We start from the raw sequence: 22,338 nt of genomic DNA, 5'->3' as shown, positions 1-22,338 counted from the left end.
CCGGATCGTCACAGCATCCGCACCGTGTCGCCCGGATGCAGGCGTTCGACCCGGCCCCGGCACTCGATCTCGATCGGCCGCTGGATGCCCGCGCCCGCACTGACCTCGACCTGACGGCCGGAGATCCGCACCTGCAGGTGGTGTCCCCGGTAGAAGATCGGGAAGGCGAGCACACCGAGTTCCTCCGGCCACTGCGGGCCGAAGACCAGGCGGTCACCGCGGGCTTCGAGACCGGAGAAGCAACGCTGCAGCAGGTCGACGCTGCCGGCCATGGCCGCGAGATGGATCCCCTCCGACGTGGTGCCGCCCTGGATGTCGGCGATGTCGGACGCCAGCACGCGGTCGAAGAATTCCATCGCCTGACCGCGGTGTGCCCGGGCCAGTACCCACGAGTGGACGACCGCGCTCAGCGTCGACCCGTGCGACGTCCGTGCCATGTAGTAGTCGATCGTCCGCGGGATGGTCTCACCAGTCAGCTCGTAGCCGAGCCTCTCGAACAACTCCCGCAGTTCGTCCGCCGACAGCAGGTAGAACAGCATGAGCACGTCGGCCTGCTTCGACGCGCGGTAGCGGTTGACGTCGTCGCCCTCGGCCTCGAGAAGCCGGTCCAGGCGCTGGACGTCGCCGTGCCGGCGCCGGTATCCCTCCCAGTCGAGTTCGGCGAGGTCCCCGTAGCCTTCGAACTGGCTGATGACCTGATCGTGGAAGGGCACGAACATACGCCGGCTGACATCCTCCCAGCGCGCGGTCTCGCGCGCGGTCAGACCGAGGGTGTCGACCAGTTCGGTGCGCATCCGCAGCGGGATGATCTCCAGCGCGTCGAGGGCGCGCAGGATCACCCAGACCGCCATGACGTTGGTGTAGGCGTTGTTGTCGATACCGTCGAACGGCGCGTCCGGATAACCGGAATGGAACTCGTCGGGGCCGATGACGCCCCGGATGACGTACCGGTCGCGGGCGTGGTCGTAGGTGGCGATGTCGGCGAAGAACCGGGCGATCTCCACCAGCATCTCGGCACCGTAATCCGCGAGGAACCCGAGGTCCCCGGTCACCTGGTAGTACTGCCACACGTTGTGCGCGATCGCCACCCCGATGTGATGCTGGCGCCAGCTCGCGTCGGGATTCCACCGTCCCGACTTCGGATTGAGGTGAACCTGCTGGCTCTCCTCACGGCCGTCGCTGCCGGACTGCCACGGGAACATCGCGCCGGTGTGACCGGCCTCCCGCGCCGCGCGGCGCGCCTCGTCCAGCCGGCGGTACCGATAGCGCAGAAGGGAGCGGGTCAGTCCCGGCAACCGCAGGTTCAGCACCGGCAGCACGAACAGCTCGTCCCAGAAGATGTGCCCGCGGTACGCCTCCCCGTGCAGCCCCCGCGCCGGAACGCCGACGTCGAGCTCCGCGGTGTTCGGCGACAGCGTCTGCAGCATCTGCAGCAGGTGCAACCGCACGATGCGCAGACCTTCGCCGTCGCCCCCGAGGTAGATGTCCACCCGGTCCCACAGGTGCACCCAGGCGAGAACATGTCCTTCGAGCGTTTCCTCGAAGCGTCCCGTGCGGGCCAGCCAGCGGGCCGCTTCCTCCGACGGCTCGGACACCGCCAGGTCACGCCCGGTGAACAGGGTCGCCATCTTCTCCAGGGTCACGGGCTGGTGGGCCGCCACGTCGAGCGCGATGATGTGTCCGACCCGTCCTCCCGAATCGAGCAGGGTGTACTCGGCGGGGACGCGTTCGCCGTCGCGCCACAGCGTGCTGCGGGCAGCCACGGCGACGGGAATCCGGGACTGGTTGGTCAGGACCGTCATACACACCGAGTCCTCGGACAGCCGGGCGGTGTGCAGCAGCCGCAGATGGTTGCCGTCGAGGTGCCGGTAGCGTTCGACGAGCGTGTTGCGGACCGAGCCGTCGACTTCCGACCGGATCTCGAGCCGCCCCGTCCAGTCCTCCGGGACGATCGTCGTCTCGAGGCCGCACACGTGCGGCTGGTGCATCGCGACGAACCGTCGCTGCACGACCGTCGTGCTGCGGCCTGCAGCGTCGCGGAAACGCAACCGCCGGGTGAGCACGGCCCGGCGCAGATCGAGGTACTGGCAGTACTCCCGCACGTCGACGGCGTCGATGTCGAACCACTCACCGCCGTCGATGCGGAAGGTGACCGGCAGCCAGTTCGGCAGGTTCACCATGCTCTCGTTGTCGATGGTGCGACCCGCCACCTCGTCCGTCAGGCGGTTGAAGATCCCGGCGGCGTACGTGCCGGGGTAGTGCACGGTGCCGGCGTGGGATTCGGGGGCGCAGCCACGGGTGGCGAAGTACCCGTTGCCGACGGTGCACACGGCCTCGCGCAGTTTCTCGGCCGGCGGATCGTAACCCTCGAAGTACAGCGTCCAGGCGTCGTGGCGCGGACCGACCTCCTGGTTCCCGCCCCACAGTTCGGCGAGCTGCTGCAGCAGTCGGCGGACCTGCTCGGGACCGTCCAACGAGAACTGCGCTGCCGACCGGCGGTCACCGTCCTCGTTGTGGCACACCACGATTCCGAGCCCGGTGCCGGCAAGCGCGTCGAACGCGTCCTCGTCGGAGATGTCGTCCCCGATGTAGACCGGCATCGGGTCGTCCTCGTCGCGCACGTGCTCGAGCACCCATTCGAGGGCGCGGCCCTTGTCCCAGTCGACATCGGGGCGGAGCTCGACGACCTTGCGACCGGTCGTGACCCGGAGGTGGTCCTCGGCAGCGGCGATCTCGCGCACATCGGCGACGAGTCCGTCGGCGCGGTCCGGGGGGACGTTGCGGTAGTGCACGGCCACGGTGAACCGCTTGTGCTCGATCACGACGCCCGGCACGTCGTCGAGCCGTTCCTGCAGGGCGGCGGCGGCCCGCTCGAGGCAGGGCACGGCGGCCAGGGCCGCGTCGTTCTGCCGGTGCTGCCCGTCGGGGCCGACCAGCTCGAAGCCGTGGCTTCCGACGTACCACAGTCCCGGGAGACCGACGCGGGTCTGCACATCGGCGAGGTCCCGCCCGGAGACGACGGCGACGGTGCACTCGCTCGCCAGCGTGGACAGCACCGCCGACGCGCCGTCGAGAAGCGTGGCGGCTGCGGGATCGTTCACGATCTCGGAGAGCGTGCCGTCGAAGTCGAGAAAGACCACGGGCCGGCGTTTGCCGAGCAGTGCGGTCAGCTGCTGGAACGAGGCCAGGCCGTCCGGAATCTGGGACATCCGGCGGTCGCCGGTGCGCACCGCCAGCTCGGCGAGGTCCTCGACCACCACGTCGGCGCCGCGGCGCTGCAGTTCCTCGCGATGGTGGACGCGGTCCACGCCGACGACGAGCCCGAATCCACCGCGTCGGCCCGCGGCGACGCCCGCCTCCGCGTCCTCGACGACGACGGACCGGGCCGGGCGGACCCCGAGCCGGTGGGCGGCCTCGAGCATGGCTGCGGGGTCGGGCTTGCCGGGCAGCCCGAGTTCGTCGGAGACCACGCCGTCGACTCGGACGCCGAACAGATCCGCGAGCCCGGCGGATTCGAGCACGAGCGTGCAGTTGCGGCTCGAGGTGACGACCGCGGTGTCGAGTCCGGCCTTCTGCACCCGGCGCACGAGCTCGACGCTCGACTCGAACACCGGGACCCCGTCGCGATGGATGCGCTCCCGGAACATCTCGTCCTTGCGGGCACCGAGACCGCACACGGTCTCCATGTCCGGGCCGTCGTCGGGATTCCCCCACGGCAACGTGATCCCGCGCGAGGCCAGGAAGTCCGCGACGCCGTCGACACGCGGCTTGCCGTCGACGAACTTGCGGTAGTCCTCGTCGGTGAACTCGCGGTGGTTCTCACCGTCGTGGTCGGGGCGCTGCGAGAGATACCGGTCGAACAGTTCCGCCCATGCCGCGGCGTGGACCGCTGCGGTGTCGGTGACCACTCCGTCGAGGTCGAAGATCACCGCGTCGTGACGGCGAGGGTCGATCACCGGCCCGCTCATCGCTCTCTCCCGGTCGATTCGTCCATGTCGGCCTGCTTCCCTGTCCTGGCTCGGCAGGCCCACTATCCCACGCCGACCGGCCTCGCTCCGGCTCCTTGGGACATCCGGCGTCGACCGGGGACCTGCGCCTCCGGTCCAAGGTCCCTCAGCGGCTGACGGCCTTCTGGTAGCGACGGATCGCGAAGGGCACGAAGACGATCAGCATGGCGGCCGTCCACAGCAGCGACGCGAGGATCGGGTTCTGCAACGGCCACGCATCCGAGACGGGCATCGTCGGATTGGTGTTGCCGAACAGCTCCCGCACCGCCTGCGTCAGCGCCGAGACCGGGTTCCATTCCGCGATCGTCTGCAGCACCGGTGGCAGCGAGGAGATGTCGACGAAGGTGTTGGCGACGAACGACAGCGGAAAGATCACCATGAAACTCGCGTTGTTGAACACCTCCGGCGTGCGGATCCACATCCCCACCACCGCCATCACCCAGGACAGCGCGTAGGCGAACAACAGCAGCAGCGCGTATCCGGCGAGGGCCTCCCCGAACGACGAGTGGATCCGCCACCCGACGAGCAGACCCGTCAGCGACATGACCACCAGGCTGAGCACGTTGATGAGGACGTCGGTGGAGGTGCGGCCCACCAGCACCGCCGACGGCGCCATGGGCAACGAGCGGAACCGGTCGATGATGCCCTTCTGCAGGTCCTCGACCATGCCCAGACCGGTCCAGGTCGCCCCGAAGATCACCGTCTGGGTGAAGATGCCGGCGATGAGGAACTCGCGGTAGGACATCCCCGGAACCTGGATCGCGCTGCCGAACACGTACGCGAACAGCAGCACGAACATGATCGGCGAGAGCATCGTGAAGACGATGAGATCGGGCACCCGCTTGATCTTGATGACGTTGCGCTTGGCGATGGTGACGCCGTCCGACACCATCATCTGAGCCGTGTTCATCCCACCGCCTCCTCGATCTTCTCGTCCGCCTCGTGCCCGGTGAGGGCGAGGAACACGTCGTCCAGTGTCGGTTTGCGCAGCGCCACATCGGTGACGCGGATGCCGGCCGCGGACAGGCGGCCGAGCGCCGTGGCCAGCGCATCGGCGCCGCTGCCCGTCGAGCCGGTGTCGCTGAGCGGCACGGTGACGCGACCGGAACCCGCGTCGGCCTGGATCTCGCCGACCGCGAGGTCGTCGAGCTCGCGGCGCACGGCCGGGATCGTGGCGGCGTCCGCGACCCCCAGCTCGATGCGTTCCCCGCCGACGAGGCGCTTGAGTTCGTCGGCGGTACCGCGGGCGATCACGACCCCCCGGTCGATGACCGCGATCCGGTCCGCGAGCCGCTCCGCCTCCTCCATGTACTGGGTGGTGAGCAGCAGCGTCGTCCCTCGCGCGACGAGCTGGTCGATGACCTCCCACAGCTGCAGCCGGGCCCGCGGGTCCAGACCGGTGGTGGGTTCGTCCAGGAACAGCACGGGTGGTTGCGCCACGAGCGCACCGGCGAGGTCGAGCCGGCGCCGCATGCCGCCGGAGTAGCCCTTGACCGGACGGTCCCCCGCCTCGACCAGGTCGAACTGTTCGAGCAACTCACGTGCCCGCTCGCGGCTGCGTTTGATGCCCAGATGATAGAGGCGGCCGACCATTTCGAGATTCTCGAAGCCGGTGAGGTATTCGTCGACCGCGGCGTACTGGCCCGAGGCGCCGATGCGCGCACGCAGCGCGCGTGCATCGGCGACGACGTCGAGTCCCGCTACGGTGGCCCGGCCCTCGTCCGGCACGAGCAGGGTGGTGAGCACCCGCACCGTGGTCGTCTTGCCGGCGCCGTTGGGCCCGAGCAGCGCCGTCACCGTCCCTTCCGGGACTCGCAGATCGATTCCGTCGAGGGCCGTGACCGGTCCGTACCTCTTGATCAACCCCTCGGCGACTATGGCGTCGGCCATGAGTCCTCCCCGTCGTCGGATGTGCGCCCCAGTGTGCTACAGACCTCCGACAGGTTTCGAGCGGTTTTCCCGGCTCGTCAGATACCGGCCAGCAACCGTTCCTGATAGCGCCGCATTCCGGCGAGCCAACGGTCGTAGTCGGCTCCCTTCATCCGGTACATGTCGAGGACCTCGGGGTGCGGGAGGATCAGGAACTGCTCGGCCTCGACGCCCGCGAGCACCACCTCCGCGACGTCGGCCGGTTCGAGGACCGCGCCCGCGGACGTGACGGCCCGTGTGGCCGCCGCGCCCAGGCCGCCGCCGGCGGTCTCGCCCTCGTGCAGCAACTGGGTGTTCACTCCCATGGGGCACACGCAACTGACGCGGATTCCCTTGCCGCCGTAAGTGACCGACAACCACTCGGCGAATCCGACCGCGGCGTGCTTGGTGGCCGAGTAGGTCGCCGATCCGATCTGGGTGAGCAACCCTGCGGCGGAAGCCGTGCTCACGAAGTAGCCCTCCCCTCGCTCGAGCCACCGCGGCACCATCAGTTGCGCGGCGCGCACGTGCGCGCGCAGGTTCACATCGAGTGCGCGGTCCCAGGCGGCTTCGTCGGCGTCGAGTCCCGCCCCGCCCCCGATCCCGGCATTGGCGAAGTACAGCGCCACGGGACCGAGGTCGGTCTCGGCGCGGTCGACGATCGCACGGATACGGTCGGGATCGGAGACGTCGGCACCGACGCCCACGGCCAGACCGGCGCCCTCCGGATCGAGTTCGCGAGCCACCCGGCACGCGGCGTCGCCGTCGAGGTCGGCGACGAGCACCCGTGCGCCCGCGGCTACGAGCCGGGCCGCGAGTGCCGCGCCGATTCCGTTCCCGGCTCCGGTGACAACGGCAACCTTGTCTTCGACGTGCACGGGGCTTTCCTCTCGTCGCGGGATGGTCCCCCCTGTTTAGTTGAATCAGACTTCAAGTTCAAGTGGTTGCGGCGGCTCGCTCCGGAATCCGCAGGGCGTTCGCCCACAGCCGCGTCAGAGTGGACACCAGCACATCGAAATCCACGCCGTCGCCGTCGCCCAGTGCGAGCGTCGAGTAGGCGAGGCGGCTGACCATGCCCGACAGGGCACGCGAGGCGAGCATCGGATCGATCTCCGGATCGGCGATGCCCCGCTTCTGCAGGTCCGCGATGCTGCGCGCATTACGGCGGATGAAGGTCTCACCGCGCCGGCGCCGCAGCTCGCGGAACCGCGGATCGATGCTGGCGACCTGCTCGAGCAGCACCATGAGACGGGCGTTACGACGGTACGCCTCGAGGTACGCCCGGTTGCTGGCCTCGAGCACCGCGTACGGATCGTCGGTCCCGGCGACCCGGCCCATCCCCGGGTGCAACATGTCCTCCTGGGCCTCCTGGAGGACGGCTGCGAACACCTCCTCCTTGTTGTTGAAGTAGGTGTAAAAGGATCCCGTCGAGCACTTGGCCTCACGCGTGATGTCGGTGAGCTTGCTGTCGAGGAACCCGGACCGTTCGAAGACGACCCGCGCCGCTGCGATCAGCTCGGCACGGCGGCGCGCCCCGCGCTGGGTGACCGGCGGGTCGTGCAGCAGGTCCGCCGGCGCCATGGACGGTGCCGGGCCGTCCCAGTCGGCGTCGCGGCCCGCGTCGCCGCGGCCTGAGTGTGAGGCGGAATTCATGTCCTACTTATACCGTCCCGCTCGATTCCCGGCCGTGATGTCCCGCCGGATCCCTCCGGGTCCGGGCCGGCGTCACCGCCCTCAGCCCCGCGTCAGCACCAGTCCCGACGTCGGCACCCCGGTGCCTGCGGTGACCAGCACGTTCTCCACGTCGGGAACCTGATTGACGGAGGTGCCGCGAACCTGACGCACCCCCTCGGCGATGCCGTTCATCCCGTGGATGTACGCCTCACCGAGCTGGCCGCCGTGGGTGTTGAGCGGCAGCCGCCCGCCGACCTCGATCGCGCCGTCGGCGACGAAGTCCTTCGCCTCACCGGGTGCGCAGAAGCCGAGTTCCTCGAGCTGCATGAGCACGTACGGGGTGAAGTGGTCGTAGAGCACGGCCGTCTGCACGTCCTGCGGGCCGAGACCGGACTGCTCCCACAGTTGGCGGCCGACGATGCCCATCTCGGGCAGCCCCGTCAGCCCGTCCCGGTAGTAGCTGGCCATGATGTACTGGTCCGGTCCGCTGCCCTGCGCGGCGGCCGCCACCACGGCGGGCGGCTGCGGCAGGTCCCGGGCCCGGTCGGTGGTGGTGACGACGAGCGCGACACCCCCGTCGGATTCCTGGCAGCAGTCGAGCAGGTGCAGCGGTTCCGCGATCCACCGCGAATTCTGGTGGTCGTCGAGGGTGATCGGCTTGCCGTGGAAGAAGGCGTGCGGATTCGTCGCGGCGTGCCTGCGCGCGGCGACGGCGACCTTCCCGAAGTCCGCGCTGGTGGCGCCGGTGACGTGCATGTAGCGTCGGGCGGCCATCGCCACGAACGACGCCGGGGTACCCAGACCGTGCGGATAGGAGAAGGCGTAGTCGGTGCCCGAGGAATTGACCTGTGTGGACAGCGCGGTGTTGACCTGGCCGTACCGCGCACCGGAGCGTTCGTTGAATGCCCGGTACACCACCACGACCTCCGCGACCCCCGTGGCGACGGCCATTGCCGCCTGCTGCACGGTGGCACAGGCCGCGCCGCCGCCGTAGTGGACCCGCGAGAAGAACTTCAGGCTCGGGATGCCCACCGCACGGGCGACGGCGATCTCGGTGTTGGTGTCCATCGTGAAGGAGGTCAGGCCGTCGACGTCCGCAGGGCGCAGTCCGGCGTCGGCCAGCGCCGCCCGCACCGCCTCCGCGGCCAGGCGCAGTTCACTGCGGCCGGAGTCCTTGGAGAAGTCGGTGGCGCCGATACCGACGACGGCGGCGCGACGGGACAATTCGCTCATGCGGTGCCTCCGATCACGAGGACGGCCTTCGCGGTGATGTGATCGCCCAGACCGTTCCTCCCGACGACGTCGACGGTGATGCGACCGTCGTCCTCGACGGCGGCGACGGTTCCGGTCAGCGTGAGCGAGTCGTACGCGTACCAGGGCACCCCCAGCCGCAACGAGATCGACTTCAGCACCGCGCGCGGGCCCGCCCAGTCGGTGATGTACCGCTGCACCAGTCCGGTGTCGGTGAGGATGTTGACGAAGATGTCCTTCGAGCCGCGCTCCTGTGCCTTGTCGCGGTCGTGGTGCACATCCTGGAAGTCCCTGGTGGCCAGCGCAGTCGAGACGACGAATGTCGGGTCGGCCCGGATCGTCAACGGCGGCAGGGCTTGTCCGGCCGTTGCCACGTTCATGCGCGCTCCTCGCTCGGCTGCCAGGCGTACAGGGTCCAGGGGTCACCGCCGGTGTCGTCGTCGCCCGGGAAATCGAGAAAGATTGCCTCGACGGGCATCCCGACGCGCACGTCGCCGGGGTCCACCCCGCGCAGCTCCCCGAGCATCCGGACGCCCTCGGCGAGTTCGACGAGGGCGACGACGAACGGCACCGTCCGGCCCGGCACCTTCGGCGCGTGGTGCACCACGTAGCTGAAGACGGTGCCCCGGCCGGACGCGACGACGTAGTCCGTCGTCTCGTCCTTGTCGAGCCACAGGGCCGGCACCGGGGGATGCTGCAGCGTGCCGTCGGGGCGCCGCTGGATCCGCAGTTCGTGCGCGGCGACACCGTCCCAGAAGAACCGGGTGTCCTGCGACGCGGACGGCCGCAGCATGCGGGTGGGGTCGAGATCCTCCGGAACCGTGGGGGCCGAATGTGACATCGGTTCGATCGAATCGACGGGATGTGACATTCGGTCGGTAGCGCGGGAAGGTGGCGCGAACTTCAGGATGCGGAAGAGCATCTCGGCGACCACCTCGTCGCCGACCTTCCACACGCTGCGGGTGGTGAAGAACCAGCCCTCGCCGAGGCCGGTCTTCTTCGGTCCGGCGAGGTCCTCGAGGGTGGACTCGATGGTCACCTCCTCGCCGTGGCGCAGATAGCGGTGGTAGAGCTGATCGCAGTTCGTGGCGACGACCGACGTGTAGCCCGCCTCGTCGAGGATCTCCGTCATCCGGCGGAGCGGATCGTCCTCCTCGCGCTTGGCGCCGAGGCCTCGCATGGTCCACACCTGTGCCATCGCCGGCGGCGCGACGGCGCCGTCGTGGCCGGCCGCGATCGCGGCGGCGTCGTCGGTGTAGATCGGGTTCTCGTCGCCGATCGCCTCGAGCCAGTTGCGGATCAGCGGCAGGTTCACCGGGTCACGGCCCGCCCGCGGCTCGGACGGGCCGTCGGCGCGGACGCGCTCGGCGGCCGCGCGGATCTCGTCGTGGGGACCCGGCACGCCGGTGCTCATCGACACGTCCTCCTTCACCGCGGAACCCTGGGCATGGCCAGGCCCGCCGTCGCGATCAGCTCGCGCATCACCTCGTTGACACCGCCGCCGAAGGTGATCACCAGGTTCCGCTTGACCTGCATGTCGAGCCAGCGCAGCAGGTCCGCGGTCGCCGGGTCGCCCGGGTCCCCGAACCGGCCGACGATCTCCTCCGCGAGCCGGCCCGCGCGCTGGATGCGTTCGGTGGCGAACACCTTGGTGGCCGACGCGTCCGCGATGTCCACGGCCTCGGATTCGCTGGCGGCGACCTGCCAGTTGAGCAGTTCGTTGAGCCGGAACGTCGCATGGATCTCGCCGAGCGCGCGCCGCACGTCGGGCTCGCCGAGCAGGTCCCGGGAACGGGCCCAGGCGGACAACCGATCGTAGAGCCCGCCCACGCGACCGGCGGGGCCGAGCATGACGCGTTCGTGGTTGAGCTGGGTGGTGATCAGCCGCCAGCCCTTGTTCTCCTCGCCGACGAGCATCTCGACCGGGACGCGCACGTCGCTGTAGTAGGTGGCGTTGACGTGATGCGCGCCGTCGCAGGTGATGATGGGCGTCCAGCCGAAGCCGGGATCCTTGGTGTCCACGATGAGGATCGAGATGCCGCGATGCCGCGAGTCGGCGCTGCCGGTGCGAACCGCGAGCCAGATGTAGTCGGCGTCGTGGCCGCCGGTGGTGAAGATCTTCTGCCCGTTCACCACATAGTGGTCGCCGTCGCGCACGGCCGTGGTGCGCAGCGCCGCGAGGTCGGTTCCGGCGTCGGGCTCGGAATAGCCGATCGCGAAGTGCACCTCCCCCGCGAGGATGGCGGGCAGGAACTTCCGCTTCTGCTCCTCGGTCCCGTAGACCTGCAGGGTCGGCCCGACGGTCTGCAGGGTGACGCTGGGCAGCGGCACGTCGGCGCGCACGGCTTCGTTGACGAAGATCTGCTGCTCGACCTCACCGAAGCCGCGGCCGCCGAATTCGACGGGCCAGCCGACTCCGAGCCAGCCGTCCTTGCCCATCCGGCGCACGACCTCCCGATAGGTGGGTCCGTGGCGCTCGGTGCGCATGATCGCGGCTTCCTCGGGCGAGATCAGATCTGCGAAGTACCGTCGCAGTTCCGCCTGCAGCGCGCGCTGCTCGTCGGTCAGGTCGATGAACACCGGGCCCCCACGAGGTCTAGTCGGTACGAGGCGCCGCCGAGCAGGCGCGCCAGGTCCTTTGCGGTCGAGGAATAGCGGTGCAGCGGGTAGGTCTCGTCCACGCCGAGACCGCCGTGCAAGTGGTGCAGCACGCCCATCGCGGGCGGCAGCTCCGCGGCGATCCAGTACGCGGCGACGTCGAGGTCGTCGTCCGCGGCGGTGCTGCGGGCGTCCTGCGCGACGCGCCAGGCCGCGGCGAGTGCCGCGACGTGCAGGGTGCGGGAGGTGACGTAGACGTCGGCGATCTGCTGGGCCACCGCCTGGAACGTGGCGAGCGGCCTGCCGAACTGATGGCGGGTACTCACGTGCTGTGCGGTGAGTTGCGTTGCCCCCGAGAGCAGTCCGTCCGCGTAGGCACCGACCGCGGCGAGCGCCAGACGGTACAGGGCGGCGACGTCGGCGGCCGGCTCGGCGCCGTCGCCGAGGCGCAGGCCCGGCGCGGAGTCGAGCCGCACGGAGAACTCGGGAGCACGGGCCGACGACGGGCTCTCGATGAGGGTGACGCCCGGCGCCGTGGGCTCGACGGCGATCACACCGGCGGCGGTGGGCACCAGGATCCGTCGCGCCGTCGCCGCGTAGGGGACGCCGACGAAGTGCCCGGTGACGGCGTGGCGTTCCCCGTCGGGTACCGCCGTGGCGGTAGGCGACGCCGGGAAGGCCCGGCCGGCCTCGGCGAGAGCGGCGGTGAGGACGGCGCCGTCACCGACGTCCGCGAGCAGCTCGTCCTGCTGCGCCGCGGTGGCGAGGGTCCGGACGGGCAGCACGCCGAAGCCCAGGGTGGCCAGGGCCGGCACGGGTGCGGCGCCGCGTCCGATCTCGGTGAGCAGAGCGGCGACCTCGGCGACACCGAGATCGTCACCGCCGAGCCGCGCGGGCAGGGCGAGAGAGAGCAGGTCGGCGTCGGCGAGGGCACGCCACAGTTCGTCCGGGCCCAGGCCGCGGGCCAGCAGGCCCACCGCGACCTCGGCCACGGCCTCCTGCGTGTCGTCACGAGCGAAGTCCACGGATCCACCTTCGATTAGAACGTGTTCTAGTTGTATCACCTCGGCGCGGCACGTGGAAGTACCGCTCAGCCGCGCGGCAGACCCAGCAGGCGCTCCGCTGCGAGGGTGAGCAGGATCTGCTCGGTGCCGCCGGCGATCGTCAGGCAACGCGTGTTGAGGAACTCGCGCGTCAGCGGCCCCTCGACCCAGCCGGCCTCGCCGGCGAGATCCATCGCGAGCTCCGCGGTGTCCTGACGCTGCCGCACGCCGATCAGCTTGCGCACGCTCGATGCCGGACCGGGATCCTGACCGTCGAGCTGCGCCAGGGTGGTCCGCAGCTCGAGCAGCGAGCCGGCCGTGGCCTCGGCGACGAGCCCGCCGATCCGGTCCTCGGTCACTGGGTCGCCGGACGTCGCCAGGTCCAGCAATTGCTCGACCGCCTTCCCGAGCGAGGACCCGCCGCTCATCGCGACCCGTTCGTTGGCGAGCGTGGTGCGGGCGAGCCGCCACCCGCCGCCGAGCGGACCGACGACGCACTCGTCGGCGACGAACACGCCGTCGAGGAACACCTCGTTGAAGAGCGCGTCGCCGGTGATCTCCCGGAGCGGCGAGACGGTGATGCCCGCGGACTTCATGTCGACGAGGAAGTAGGTGATGCCCTTGTGTTTCGGGGCGTCACGATCGGTGCGGGCCAGGCAGATCGCCCAGTCCGCCTCCTGCGCCAGCGACGTCCACACTTTCTGCCCCCGCAGGCGCCAGCCGCCGTCGACCCGTTCCGCGGTGGTGCGCAGCGACGCCAGATCGGATCCTGCGCCCGGCTCGGAGAACAGCTGGCACCAGACGATCTCCCCGCGCAGGGTCGGTGCGGCGAAACGTTCGACCTGCTCGGCGGTGCCGTGCTCGAGGATGGTCGGCACGGCCCACCACCCGATGACCAGATCGGGCCGCTCCACCCCGGCGGACGCGAGTTCCTCCTCGATGAGGATCTGCTGCGCGGCGTGTGCGCCCCGTCCGTACGGCGGCGGCCAGTGCGGGGCCAGGAACCCGGCCTCGGCGAGCGCGGCCCGCTGCTGCGGTCCGGCCCGGTCGAGGTGCTGTGCGATCTCGGCGCGGATACGCGCGCGTTCGTCGTCGAATGCGCTCAGATCGACGGTGAGGTGCCGACGCGCCCCGGAGCGGGCGAGGCCGGCGACCCGGGCCCGCCAGGCCGCGGAGCCGCCGAGCAGCTGGCGGGTGGCGACGGCGCGGCGCAGGTACAGGTGCGCGTCGTGCTCCCACGTGAAGCCGATGCCGCCGAGCACCTGGATGACATCCTTGGCGTTCTGCACGGCGGCGTCGAGAGCCACGGCAGCGGCGACGGCCGCGGCCAGTGGCAGTTCGTGCGGCGCCGCATCGGCCGCCACGGCGGCGTCCCAGGCCGTCGCCCGGATCTTCTCGGTGCGGCACAGCATCTCGGCACACAGGTGTTTGACCGCCTGGAAGGAGCCGATGGGCCTACCGAACTGTTCGCGGATCTTGGCGTACTCCACGGCCGTGGTCAGTGCCCAGCCGGCGACACCGGCCAGTTCGACCGCGGCGAGGGTGGCGGCGAGGTCGCGGACCAGACCTGCCGGAACGGAGACGACGCGGTCGGTCGGGACTGCGACGCGGGTGAGCCGCACTCGCGTGAGGGCCCGGGACTTGTCGAGGGTGTCGAGCGGTTCGAGGCTCAGCCCGGGGGTGTCCGCCTCGAGCAGCGCCCAGCATTCGGCTCCGTCGCCGGCGCCGATACGGGCGAGGACCGCGACCCCGGGCTCGCCGCCGATCGCCGTTCCCGCATCGCCGTCGAGGTCGTACCCGCCCTCCCGCGCGGTCGCGGTGAGTGCGCCGTCCAGCGCGACCGCGGTGGGCAGGGCGCCCTCGGCGAGCAGCTCCGCCCACTTGGCGCCGTCCGAACCGGCGGCACGCCCGAAGACGAGGGCGGCCAGCGCGGTGGGCAGCACCGGCCCGGTCGCGAGGTGGTACGCAGCCTGTTCGAGCATCGTCGCCAGGTCGACGACGGTGGCGTCGGCGCCGCCCGCGGCCTCGGGCACGGCGACGGCGAAGATCCCGAGTTCGGCGAGGGACGCCCACCCCGGCTGCCACATTCCGGCCGGGTGGTCACGTAGGTTCTGGATCGGCGGCGTGGCGCGCGCCCAGGCCTGCACAGAGGCCTGGGCGGCCACCTGTTCGTCGGTGGTGGCGATGCTCACAGCGGGTTTCCGCCTTTCGGGAATGACACAATGCCTAGAACGTGTTCTAATATGACAGCCGGTTCAGAGTCAAGGCAGAGGAAGACATCTCGATGACGACATCGTCCCGCTCGCGTTCCACCGGCAGCGGAACTCTCACCGCCCTCACCGAGGACGACCTCAGTTCCAACGCCCAGAAGGAACGCCGCAAGCGGATACTCGACGCCACCCTGGCGCTCGCGTCCAAGGGCGGGTACGAGGCCGTGCAGATGCGCTCCGTCGCCGAGAAGGCCGACGTGGCAGTCGGCACCCTGTACCGGTACTTCCCGTCGAAGGTGCATCTGCTCGTCTCCGCCCTCGGTCGCGAGTTCGCACGCATCGAAGGCAAGGGCAAGATCCCGCCCGGTCACACCCCGCTCGAGCGGATGCAGCTGATCCTGAGCCTGATCACCAAGGCCATGCAGCGCGACCCGCTGCTCACCGAAGCCATGACCCGGGCGTTCATGTTCGCCGACGCCTCCGCCGCCGCCGAGGTCGATCAGGTCGGCCTGCTCATGGACCGGCTGTTCGCCCGCGCGATGAACGAGGGCGAGCCCACCGAAGAGGAGCTCGCGATCGCCCGGGTGATCAGCGACGTGTGGTTGTCGAACCTCGTGGCGTGGCTGACGCGGCGTTCGTCCGCGACGGACGTCGCGCGGCGGCTGGAGCTGACCGTCGAGCTGCTGCTCGGCGACGGCTCGCACCGGCCGGCCTCGATTCCGGTCCAGGAAGGCTGACCTGCGCCGCGAGTCGCGCAACTGTAACGGGAAACACGTCCCGAACCGGACATGGGAGACGACGCCGGCGGCCCGATCACCTACCTTTGAGTGAGTGAGCGCCCAAGACCTCCCGATCGACCTGCGCCGCGCCCTCGTCGCGCTGGCGCGGACCCCGCGACTCCTCGTGGCCTCCGACTACGACGGAACCGTCGCGCCGATCGTCTCGGATCCGGACAAGGCGTTCCCGAACGCCGAGTCGGTCCGCGCTCTGCGCGCGCTCGCCGGTCTGCCGTCCACGGCCGCCGCCGTGATCTCCGGCCGGGCCCTGAAGGATCTCGCCGCCCTGTCCCGCCTGCCCGCCGAGGTGCAGCTCGTCGGTAGCCACGGCTCCGAGTTCGACATCGGCTTCGTGCACGCCATCGACAGCGATGCCCGGCAGCTGCTGCGCGACATCGTCGCCGAGCTCGAAGTGATCGCCGCCCGCTACGAGGGTGTGCACGTCGAGTCGAAGCCGGCGAGTGCTGCGCTGCACGTGCGCAACGCCGACCCGGGGGATGCCGAGCAGGCACTGTCGCTGGTCCGCGGCGATCTCGCCCGGCACCCGGGGGTGCAGGTCACCGAGGGCAAGGCCGTGATCGAGCTGGCGGTCGTGCCCACCGACAAGGGCCACGCGCTGGACATCATCCGCCATCAGGAGTCGGCGAGCGCCGCGGTCTTCTTCGGCGACGACGTGACGGACGAGAAGGCCTTCGCGTCCCTCCACGGCCCGGACGTGGGGGTCAAGGTCGGCGACGGCGAGACCGCCGCGCAATACCGGATCGGCACGGTCGAGGATGTCGCGGCCGCGCTGGCGTTCCTGCTCGAGCAGCGCCGCACATGGCTCTCGGGGGCGGCGGCCTGCCCGATCGAGCGGCTGACGATGCTCGCGAGCCCGCGTGCGAAGGCCCTGCTGACCCCGGACGGCACGGTGACGTGGCTGTGCCATCCCGAGCCGGACTCCGCCGCCGTGTTCGCGTACCTGCTCGGCGGCGAACCCGCCGGGCACTTCACCATCGGGCCGAGCCGTGAGGCCCTGCCCCTGAGCCAGCGCTACATCGACGGCACCATGACCGTGGTGACCCGCTGGGCGAGCCTCGCGGTGATCGACTACCTTCCGCACGACGTCGAGCCGGGCCGCACCGACCTGACCCGCGTCATCACCGGCAAGGCCCGGGCGGTGGTGACGTTCGCCCCGCGCCCCGAGTTCGGCCAGGGCCAGGTCGGGCTCGAGCCCGTGGCGGACGGCCTGCGGGTACTGGGCTTCAACGAGCCGTACGTGCTGCGCTCCCCCGGCGTCGAGTGGAACATCACCACCGACGGCGCCCATCAGACCGCGCACGCCGTCGTCGACCCGTCGGACGGCGACATTATCCTCGAATTCCGTTGCGGCACAGACGACATCGGCCCACACCCCGTCGCGGAGGTGCAGCGGCGCGCATCCGCGGAGGAGTACTGGTGGAAGTGGGCGGCGGGCCTGGACCTGCCGCCGCTCAAGCGGGACCTGATGAAGCGGTCGGCACTGACCCTGCGCGGCCTCGTGCACGCGCCGACGGGCTCCATCATGGCGGCCGCGACCACGTCGCTGCCCGAGGAGATCGGCGGCGTCCGCAACTGGGACTACCGCTACTGCTGGCTGCGCGATGCCGCGCTGACCGCGCATGCCCTGGTGAGCGTGGGGTCGCTCGCCGAGGCGGACGCCTACCTGGACTGGGTGCACCGTGTGCTCGACACCGTTCCGGGCCCCGAGCGCCTGCACCCGCTGTACACGCTGGCGGGTGGTGCCCTGCCGCCCGAGGCAGTCATCGACACGCTGCCCGGCTACGCGGGCTCCCGGCCCGTGCGGGTCGGCAACGCCGCGAGCCAGCAGGTCCAGCTCGACGTGTTCGGTCCGATCGTGGACCTGATCTCGGCGCTGGCACACCGCCGGGAGGAACGCGGCGTCCCGCACGACCGGGCCCTCACCGACCGGGACTGGGAACTGGTGTGCGCCATGGTCACCGCCGTGGAGTGCCGCTGGTTCGAGCCCGACCACGGCATCTGGGAGATCCGCGACAACCCGCGCCACCACGTCTACTCGAAGGTCATGGGCTGGCTGACCGTGGACCGCGCGCTGACACTGGCCGAGAATTTCGGGCGCACCGCCGGCGACGGCTGGGCCGGCCTGCGCGCGGAGATCGCGGAGGAGGTGCTGGAGAAGGGCTGGAACGAGGACGTCTGCTCCTACACCGCGGCCTACGACGGCACCGACCTCGACGCGGCGACGCTGTTCATCGGCCTGTCCGGGCTCATCGACCCCGAGGACCCGCGATTCCACGCGACGGTCGTCGCCACGGAGGCGGAACTGCGCAGCGGGTCGACGGTGTACCGCTACCTGCACGACGACGGCCTTCCCGGCACCGAGGGCGGCTTCCACCTGTGCGCGGCGTGGCTGGTGGAGGCATACCTCCTCGTGGGTGCCCGTCCGCAGGCGGAGGCGCTGTTCGCGCAGCTCGTCGACGCGGCAGGCCCCACGGGCCTGCTCAGCGAGGAGTACGACCCCGTGGCCGAGCGGTCACTCGGCAACCACCCCCAGGCGTACAGCCACCTCGGGCTGCTGCGGTGCGCGCAGCTGCTGGCGGCACCGGCGGAGGCGGACCGGACGCTGTCGGCCGTCGATCACTCGGCGTAGATCGACGTCTCGTCGTGCACGCCGGTGGTCTGGCCGATGAGCAGTTCCGTCGGGAGCGTCTCCACCGTCGCGACCCCGGAGTGTGACGGTGCGGCCATGAGCAGGGCGCCGGTGCGCCTGCCCTTCTCCTCCTGAGGCTGGCGCACGGTGGTCACGCCCTCGCGCAGGGCTTCGCCGATCCCGTCGAAGCCGGTGATCGACAACTGTCCGGGCACCTCGAGACCGGCGCTGCGCGCCCACGCCAGCGCGCCGAGCGCGAGAACGTCGGTGGTGCACATCAGGGCGGTGATCGTCGGGTCCGCCGCCAGCGCCTGCGCGGCACCGGAGGCGCCGTCCTCCGCGGTGTGCGCATAGCGTTCGACGACGGTGAGGCTCGCGGGGTCGAGCCCGGCCGCCCGCAGGGCTTCCTGCACGCCGATGATCCGCTCGTGCTGGACGTGGAAGCGGTCGGACTCGAAGCGGGCGGGATCGACGACGCCGTCGCGGCGGTCACGGCCGAGACGCATGCACAGCACCCCGATCCGGTGGTGGCCGAGACCGATGAGGTGCTCGGCGAGCCCACGCATCGCGCCGCGGTCGTCGATGCCGACCAGCGGCGCGCTCGCGATGCCGCGGGGTTGGTCGCACACCACCAGGGGCAGGTTCCGCTCGAGGACGGCCGCGAGATACGGGTCGTCGGACGGCACCGAGTAGACGACGAAGCCGTCGACCGCGGCGCCGTGCACGACCTGGGCCGCCTCCTCCTCGTCGCGGCCCGGCCCGGCGGGGATGAGCAGCAGTCCCTCGCCGGCAGCCTCGCAGGACTCGGACAGGCCGGACAGGAAACTCATCGCGGCCGGATCCCGGAACGAGTAGCTCAGCGCTTCGGTGAGCAGCACGCCCACCGCCCCGGCCCGGCGGGTACGCAGCGAACGGGCCATCGGGTCCGGGCCGGCGTAGCCCCGGCGCTTGGCGACCTCGAGGATCTGCTCGCGAAGCTCGGCGGACAGCTGGTCCGGCCGGTTGTAGGCGTTGGAGACGGTGGTGCGGGAGATCTTCAGCTCGGCAGCGATCGACGCCAGGGTGGCCTGGGGACGCGGCTGACGAGACCTGGGCATGAACGGACGGTATCGGGTCGGCGCCGCGGCGACGAATCGGGCCGGATGGGCGCGGACCCGGACATCCGCTAAAGTGGAACGGTAACGGTTTCCAATAAGGTGGAACCGCGCCCCTCCCGGCCGTCCGGCCGAACGTGATCACAGGAGATGGAACAGTGCGACTGCCCCGCCGAATGCGCGCCGCCACCGCGACCGTGGGCTTGACCTGCGCCGCCGCGCTCACCCTCGCCGCGTGCGGCAGCGACTCGGGCGGCAGCGGCTCGGGCGGCAGCGACTCCGGCGAGATCCGCATCGTCGCCTCCACCAACGTGTGGGGCTCGGTCGCGCAGGCCGTCGCCGGGGACCGCGCCCAGGTGCAGTCGCTGATCACCGAGCCGTCCGCCGACCCGCACTCGTACGAGGCCAGCCCCGCCGACGCGGCCGCGATCAGCGACGCGTCCCTCGTCGTCTACAACGGCGGCGGCTACGACCAGTTCGTCGACGACATCCTCGACTCGACCGGAGCCGGCGCCGCCACGGTCGACGCCATGGCCCTGTTCGAGTCCGGCACCGGCAGCGACCTCGACGACGGTCACGACCACTCGGCGGGCAGCCACTCGGCGGGCAGCGCACCGGAAGACGGGACCCACGAGGGCGAGACCCATGCGACCGAGGAACGCGAGGCCGAGTCCCATGCCGCCGAGGAAGGCGACGCCCACGCCGGTCACGACCACAGCGGCATCAACGAGCACGTCTGGTACGACCTGGCCGCCGCCGACGCCGTCGCCCATGCCGTCGCCGACCGCCTCGCCGAGCTCGATCCGGCCGGGGCCGACACCTACCGCGCCAACGCCGACGCGTTCCACTCGCAGCTGCACGAGGTCACCGACGTGACCGCCGCGATCGCCGCCGCACACGCGAACACCCCCGTCGCGCAGACCGAATCCATCGGCTACTACCTCGTCACGTCCGCGAAGCTCGAGGACCGCACCCCCGCCGACTTCACGAACGCGATCGAGAACGGCACCGACCCGTCGCCCGCCGCGATCGCCGCGACCCGCCAGCTGCTCCTCGACAAGCAGGTCGACGTCCTGGTCCACAACCCCCAGACCGAGGACAAGGTCAGCCGCGACATGCGGGCGACCGCGGAGTCCGCGGGCATCCCCGTCGTCGAAGTCACGGAGACCCTGCCCGAGGGTGTGGACTACATTCAGTGGCAGAAGCAGACGGCCGAGGCGCTCGCCGCCGCCCTCGACGCCGCCCGCTGACCCTTCGAGCAGGGCAAGGACATCACTTCCGTGACCACACCGGCCGACGTCACCCCGGGCGGCACCGCCGCGGCACCAGGCGCGCCTGCGACGACCCCCGGACACAGCGCCGCCGTCGAACTCCGCGGCGCGCGCATGGCCTTCGGCGACCGCGTCCTGTGGCGGGATCTCGACCTCACCGTCGAGCCCGGCGAGTTCGTCGCAGTGCTCGGCCCCAACGGCGCGGGCAAGTCCACGCTGCTGAAGGTCCTGCTCGGTCAGCTCCCCCTCAGCGGCGGCACCGCCACGATCGCCGGCGTGCCCGCGCGCACGGGCAATTCGCACGTCGGCTACGTGCCGCAACAGAAGTCGCTCGACGAAGGTGTGCCGCTGCGCGGACGCGACCTCGTCGGACTCGGGGTCGACGGCCACCGTTGGGGCACCGGCCTGCGCTACTGGAAGACCCGCCGGGGCGCCGTCGACGCCGCGATCCGGCAGGTCGGCGCCGAGGCCTACGCGAACGCCCCGATCGGCTCCCTCTCCGGTGGCGAACAGCAGCGGCTGCGCATCGCGCAGGCACTCGTCGGCGACCCCCGGGTCATGCTCTGCGACGAACCGCTGCTCAGCCTGGACCTGGCCAACCAGCACCTCGTGTCGTCCCTCATCGACCGTCGCCGCCGCGAACACGGCACCGCCGTACTGTTCGTCACCCACGAGATCAACCCGATTCTGCCGCTGGTCGACCGCGTGCTGTATCTCGTCGACGGGCAGTTCCGCATCGGCACCCCGGCCGAGGTCATGACCTCCGAGGTGCTCTCCGAGCTGTACCGGACCGACGTCGAAGTCCTCGAGATCCGCGGCCGTCTCGTCGTCGTCGGCACCGGCGACGCCATCGACGCGCTCGGCAGCGCCGGCGGACTGCGCCCCGGGGAGGGCGTCCACCACGACCATCACGAGGATCAGCATTGAGCAGCAAGTTCACCGACGCGATGGGCCGGATGTTCGACGTGCAGGCCACCGTCGACCTGCTCCAGTACGACTTCGTGCAGCAGGCGCTGCTCGCCGGCGCGATCCTCGGCCTGCTCGCCGGCGTGATCGGACCCCTGGTGATCAGCCGGCAGATGGCGTTCTCCGTGCACGGCACCTCCGAACTCTCCCTCACCGGTGCCGCCGCGGCCCTGATCGTCGGCGTCTCCGTCGGGCTCGGTGCCGTGGCCGGTGCTGTGGTGGCGGCCGTCCTCTTCGGCGTCCTCGGCACCCGAGCCCGCGAACGCGACTCGGTCATCGGTGTCGTCATGGCGTTCGGGCTCGGGCTGGCCGTGCTGCTGCTGTGGGCCTACGACGGCCGCACCGGCGCCGCGTTCTCCCTCCTCACCGGCCAGATCGTCGCGCCGGGCGGCACCGGCATCGCGTTGCTCGCCGCGTGCGCCGTCGGCGTCATCGGCACCATGCTGGTCATCTACCGGCCGCTGCTGTTCGCCAGCACCGACCCCGAGGTCGCCGCGGCACGTGGAGTGCCGGTGCGGGCGCTGTCCATCGTCTTCGCCGTCCTGGTCGGAATCACCGCCGCCCTGGGCGTGCAGATCGTCGGGGCGCTGCTCGTGATGGCGTTGCTCATCACCCCGGCCGCCGCAGCCGCCCGCGTGGCGAGCGGCCCGCTGGCCGCGACGGTGCTGTCCGTGCTCTTCGCGGAGGTCTCCGCGGTCGGTGGCATCCTGCTCGCCCTCGCCCCCGGGGTTCCGGTCTCGGCGTTCATCACCGCCATCGCATTCGTCATCTACCTGGCGTGCCGCGGGATCGGCGCGGCCCGCACCCGACGCGGCATCGGACGCGGGGAGGTCGCGCCGGCCCCGGAGACGGCCGGCGCCGTCACCGCCTGAGTCCCGCGGTCCCGTCCG

At 70.9% G+C, this 22,338-nt stretch carries 17 protein-coding genes; 5 read left to right on the top strand and 12 right to left on the bottom strand.

Annotated features, from left to right (window positions below):
• Window positions 1-8: 8 nt before the first annotated feature.
• The 11 genes from otsB (QNA09_RS01330) to QNA09_RS01280 all read right to left on the bottom strand — a co-directional run bounded on the left by otsB (QNA09_RS01330) (window position 9) and on the right by QNA09_RS01280 (window position 14,673).
• Window positions 9-3,968 (bottom strand): trehalose-phosphatase, encoded by a 3,960-nt coding sequence (gene otsB / locus QNA09_RS01330; RefSeq protein ID WP_048773377.1) that lies wholly within the window; start codon window positions 3,966-3,968, stop codon window positions 9-11.
• A gap of 145 nt (window positions 3,969-4,113) precedes the next feature.
• Window positions 4,114-4,917 (bottom strand): ABC transporter permease, encoded by an 804-nt coding sequence (locus tag QNA09_RS01325; RefSeq protein ID WP_010594538.1) that lies wholly within the window; start codon window positions 4,915-4,917, stop codon window positions 4,114-4,116.
• Window positions 4,914-5,897, bottom strand: a complete 984-nt coding sequence (locus QNA09_RS01320) for a daunorubicin resistance protein DrrA family ABC transporter ATP-binding protein (protein WP_010594539.1) — start codon at window positions 5,895-5,897, stop codon at window positions 4,914-4,916. Before QNA09_RS01320 ends, QNA09_RS01325 begins: the two co-directional genes overlap by 4 nt.
• Before the next feature lie 77 nt (window positions 5,898-5,974).
• On the bottom strand, window positions 5,975-6,793 hold the full coding sequence (locus QNA09_RS01315; protein ID WP_040273785.1) for an SDR family oxidoreductase: 819 nt from the start codon (window positions 6,791-6,793) through the stop codon (window positions 5,975-5,977).
• Between the two features lie 58 nt (window positions 6,794-6,851).
• Window positions 6,852-7,568 (bottom strand): TetR/AcrR family transcriptional regulator, encoded by a 717-nt coding sequence (locus tag QNA09_RS01310; RefSeq protein WP_003935934.1) that lies wholly within the window; start codon window positions 7,566-7,568, stop codon window positions 6,852-6,854.
• A gap of 81 nt (window positions 7,569-7,649) precedes the next feature.
• Complete coding sequence (locus QNA09_RS01305; protein WP_040273782.1) at window positions 7,650-8,822, bottom strand: lipid-transfer protein; 1,173 nt, start codon at window positions 8,820-8,822, stop codon at window positions 7,650-7,652.
• A complete protein-coding gene (locus QNA09_RS01300) occupies window positions 8,819-9,220 on the bottom strand; it encodes a MaoC family dehydratase (protein ID WP_010594545.1) in 402 nt (133 codons plus the stop codon). Before QNA09_RS01300 ends, QNA09_RS01305 begins: the two co-directional genes overlap by 4 nt.
• Window positions 9,217-10,254, bottom strand: coding sequence for a bifunctional MaoC family dehydratase N-terminal/OB-fold nucleic acid binding domain-containing protein (locus QNA09_RS01295; protein ID WP_119700266.1), 1,038 nt, complete (start codon window positions 10,252-10,254; stop codon window positions 9,217-9,219). Before QNA09_RS01295 ends, QNA09_RS01300 begins: the two co-directional genes overlap by 4 nt.
• A gap of 14 nt (window positions 10,255-10,268) precedes the next feature.
• Entirely contained in the window at window positions 10,269-11,420 is a 1,152-nt protein-coding gene (locus QNA09_RS01290) for an acyl-CoA dehydrogenase family protein (RefSeq protein WP_017680937.1), read from the bottom strand.
• A complete protein-coding gene (locus QNA09_RS01285; RefSeq protein ID WP_017680938.1) occupies window positions 11,405-12,463 on the bottom strand; it encodes an acyl-CoA dehydrogenase family protein in 1,059 nt (352 codons plus the stop codon). Before QNA09_RS01285 ends, QNA09_RS01290 begins: the two co-directional genes overlap by 16 nt.
• A 65-nt stretch (window positions 12,464-12,528) precedes the next feature.
• Window positions 12,529-14,673, bottom strand: a complete 2,145-nt coding sequence (locus QNA09_RS01280; protein ID WP_119699375.1) for an acyl-CoA dehydrogenase — start codon at window positions 14,671-14,673, stop codon at window positions 12,529-12,531.
• A gap of 92 nt (window positions 14,674-14,765) precedes the next feature.
• On the opposite strand from QNA09_RS01280, the gene kstR reads away from it, so the two are divergent.
• Window positions 14,766-15,428, top strand: a complete 663-nt coding sequence (kstR, locus tag QNA09_RS01275) for a cholesterol catabolism transcriptional regulator KstR (RefSeq protein ID WP_003935941.1) — start codon at window positions 14,766-14,768, stop codon at window positions 15,426-15,428.
• A 94-nt stretch (window positions 15,429-15,522) separates the two neighbouring features.
• On the top strand, window positions 15,523-18,117 hold the full coding sequence (gene otsB / locus QNA09_RS01270; protein WP_119699374.1) for a trehalose-phosphatase: 2,595 nt from the start codon (window positions 15,523-15,525) through the stop codon (window positions 18,115-18,117).
• Here the strand turns inward: otsB (QNA09_RS01270) and QNA09_RS01265 are convergent.
• On the bottom strand, window positions 18,105-19,214 hold the full coding sequence (locus QNA09_RS01265; protein ID WP_010594551.1) for a LacI family DNA-binding transcriptional regulator: 1,110 nt from the start codon (window positions 19,212-19,214) through the stop codon (window positions 18,105-18,107). The two genes, otsB (QNA09_RS01270) and QNA09_RS01265, sit on opposite strands and share 13 nt — an antisense overlap.
• 155 nt (window positions 19,215-19,369) lie before the next feature.
• Here QNA09_RS01265 and QNA09_RS01260 point away from each other — a divergent pair, with 155 nt between their 5' ends.
• From QNA09_RS01260 to QNA09_RS01250, 3 genes are all read left to right on the top strand, one after another.
• Window positions 19,370-20,461, top strand: coding sequence for a metal ABC transporter solute-binding protein, Zn/Mn family (locus QNA09_RS01260; RefSeq protein ID WP_372471583.1), 1,092 nt, complete (start codon window positions 19,370-19,372; stop codon window positions 20,459-20,461).
• A 135-nt stretch (window positions 20,462-20,596) separates the two neighbouring features.
• Complete coding sequence (locus QNA09_RS01255; protein WP_051009383.1) at window positions 20,597-21,409, top strand: metal ABC transporter ATP-binding protein; 813 nt, start codon at window positions 20,597-20,599, stop codon at window positions 21,407-21,409.
• Window positions 21,406-22,320 carry a metal ABC transporter permease gene (locus QNA09_RS01250; protein ID WP_010594554.1) on the top strand — a complete coding sequence of 305 codons (915 nt, stop codon included), beginning with the start codon at window positions 21,406-21,408 and terminating at the stop codon, window positions 22,318-22,320. Before QNA09_RS01255 ends, QNA09_RS01250 begins: the two co-directional genes overlap by 4 nt.
• Window positions 22,321-22,338 lie beyond the last annotated feature (18 nt).

Origin of the sequence: Rhodococcus sp. AH-ZY2 (genome assembly GCF_030916465.1) — a bacterium.
Classification (GTDB): domain Bacteria; phylum Actinomycetota; class Actinomycetes; order Mycobacteriales; family Mycobacteriaceae; genus Rhodococcus; species Rhodococcus ruber.
The sequence above is the reverse complement of the archived record's forward strand: the minus strand, read 5'-3'. Positions and strand labels throughout refer to the sequence as shown.

Excerpts from the sequence above, each read along its gene's own strand:
- QNA09_RS01310 (WP_003935934.1), bottom strand. The coding sequence starts at position 7,568 with ATGAATTCCGCCTCACACTCAGGCCGCGGCGACGCGGGCCGCGACGCC.
- QNA09_RS01325 (WP_010594538.1), bottom strand. The coding sequence starts at position 4,917 with ATGAACACGGCTCAGATGATGGTGTCGGACGGCGTCACCATCGCCAAG.
- QNA09_RS01265 (WP_010594551.1), bottom strand. The coding sequence starts at position 19,214 with ATGCCCAGGTCTCGTCAGCCGCGTCCCCAGGCCACCCTGGCGTCGATC.
- kstR (WP_003935941.1), top strand. The coding sequence starts at position 14,766 with ATGACGACATCGTCCCGCTCGCGTTCCACCGGCAGCGGAACTCTCACC.
- otsB (WP_048773377.1), bottom strand. The coding sequence starts at position 3,968 with ATGAGCGGGCCGGTGATCGACCCTCGCCGTCACGACGCGGTGATCTTC.
- QNA09_RS01305 (WP_040273782.1), bottom strand. The coding sequence starts at position 8,822 with ATGAGCGAATTGTCCCGTCGCGCCGCCGTCGTCGGTATCGGCGCCACC.
- QNA09_RS01295 (WP_119700266.1), bottom strand. The coding sequence starts at position 10,254 with ATGAGCACCGGCGTGCCGGGTCCCCACGACGAGATCCGCGCGGCCGCC.
- QNA09_RS01320 (WP_010594539.1), bottom strand. The coding sequence starts at position 5,897 with ATGGCCGACGCCATAGTCGCCGAGGGGTTGATCAAGAGGTACGGACCG.
- QNA09_RS01300 (WP_010594545.1), bottom strand. The coding sequence starts at position 9,220 with ATGAACGTGGCAACGGCCGGACAAGCCCTGCCGCCGTTGACGATCCGG.
- QNA09_RS01255 (WP_051009383.1), top strand. The coding sequence starts at position 20,597 with ATGGCCTTCGGCGACCGCGTCCTGTGGCGGGATCTCGACCTCACCGTC.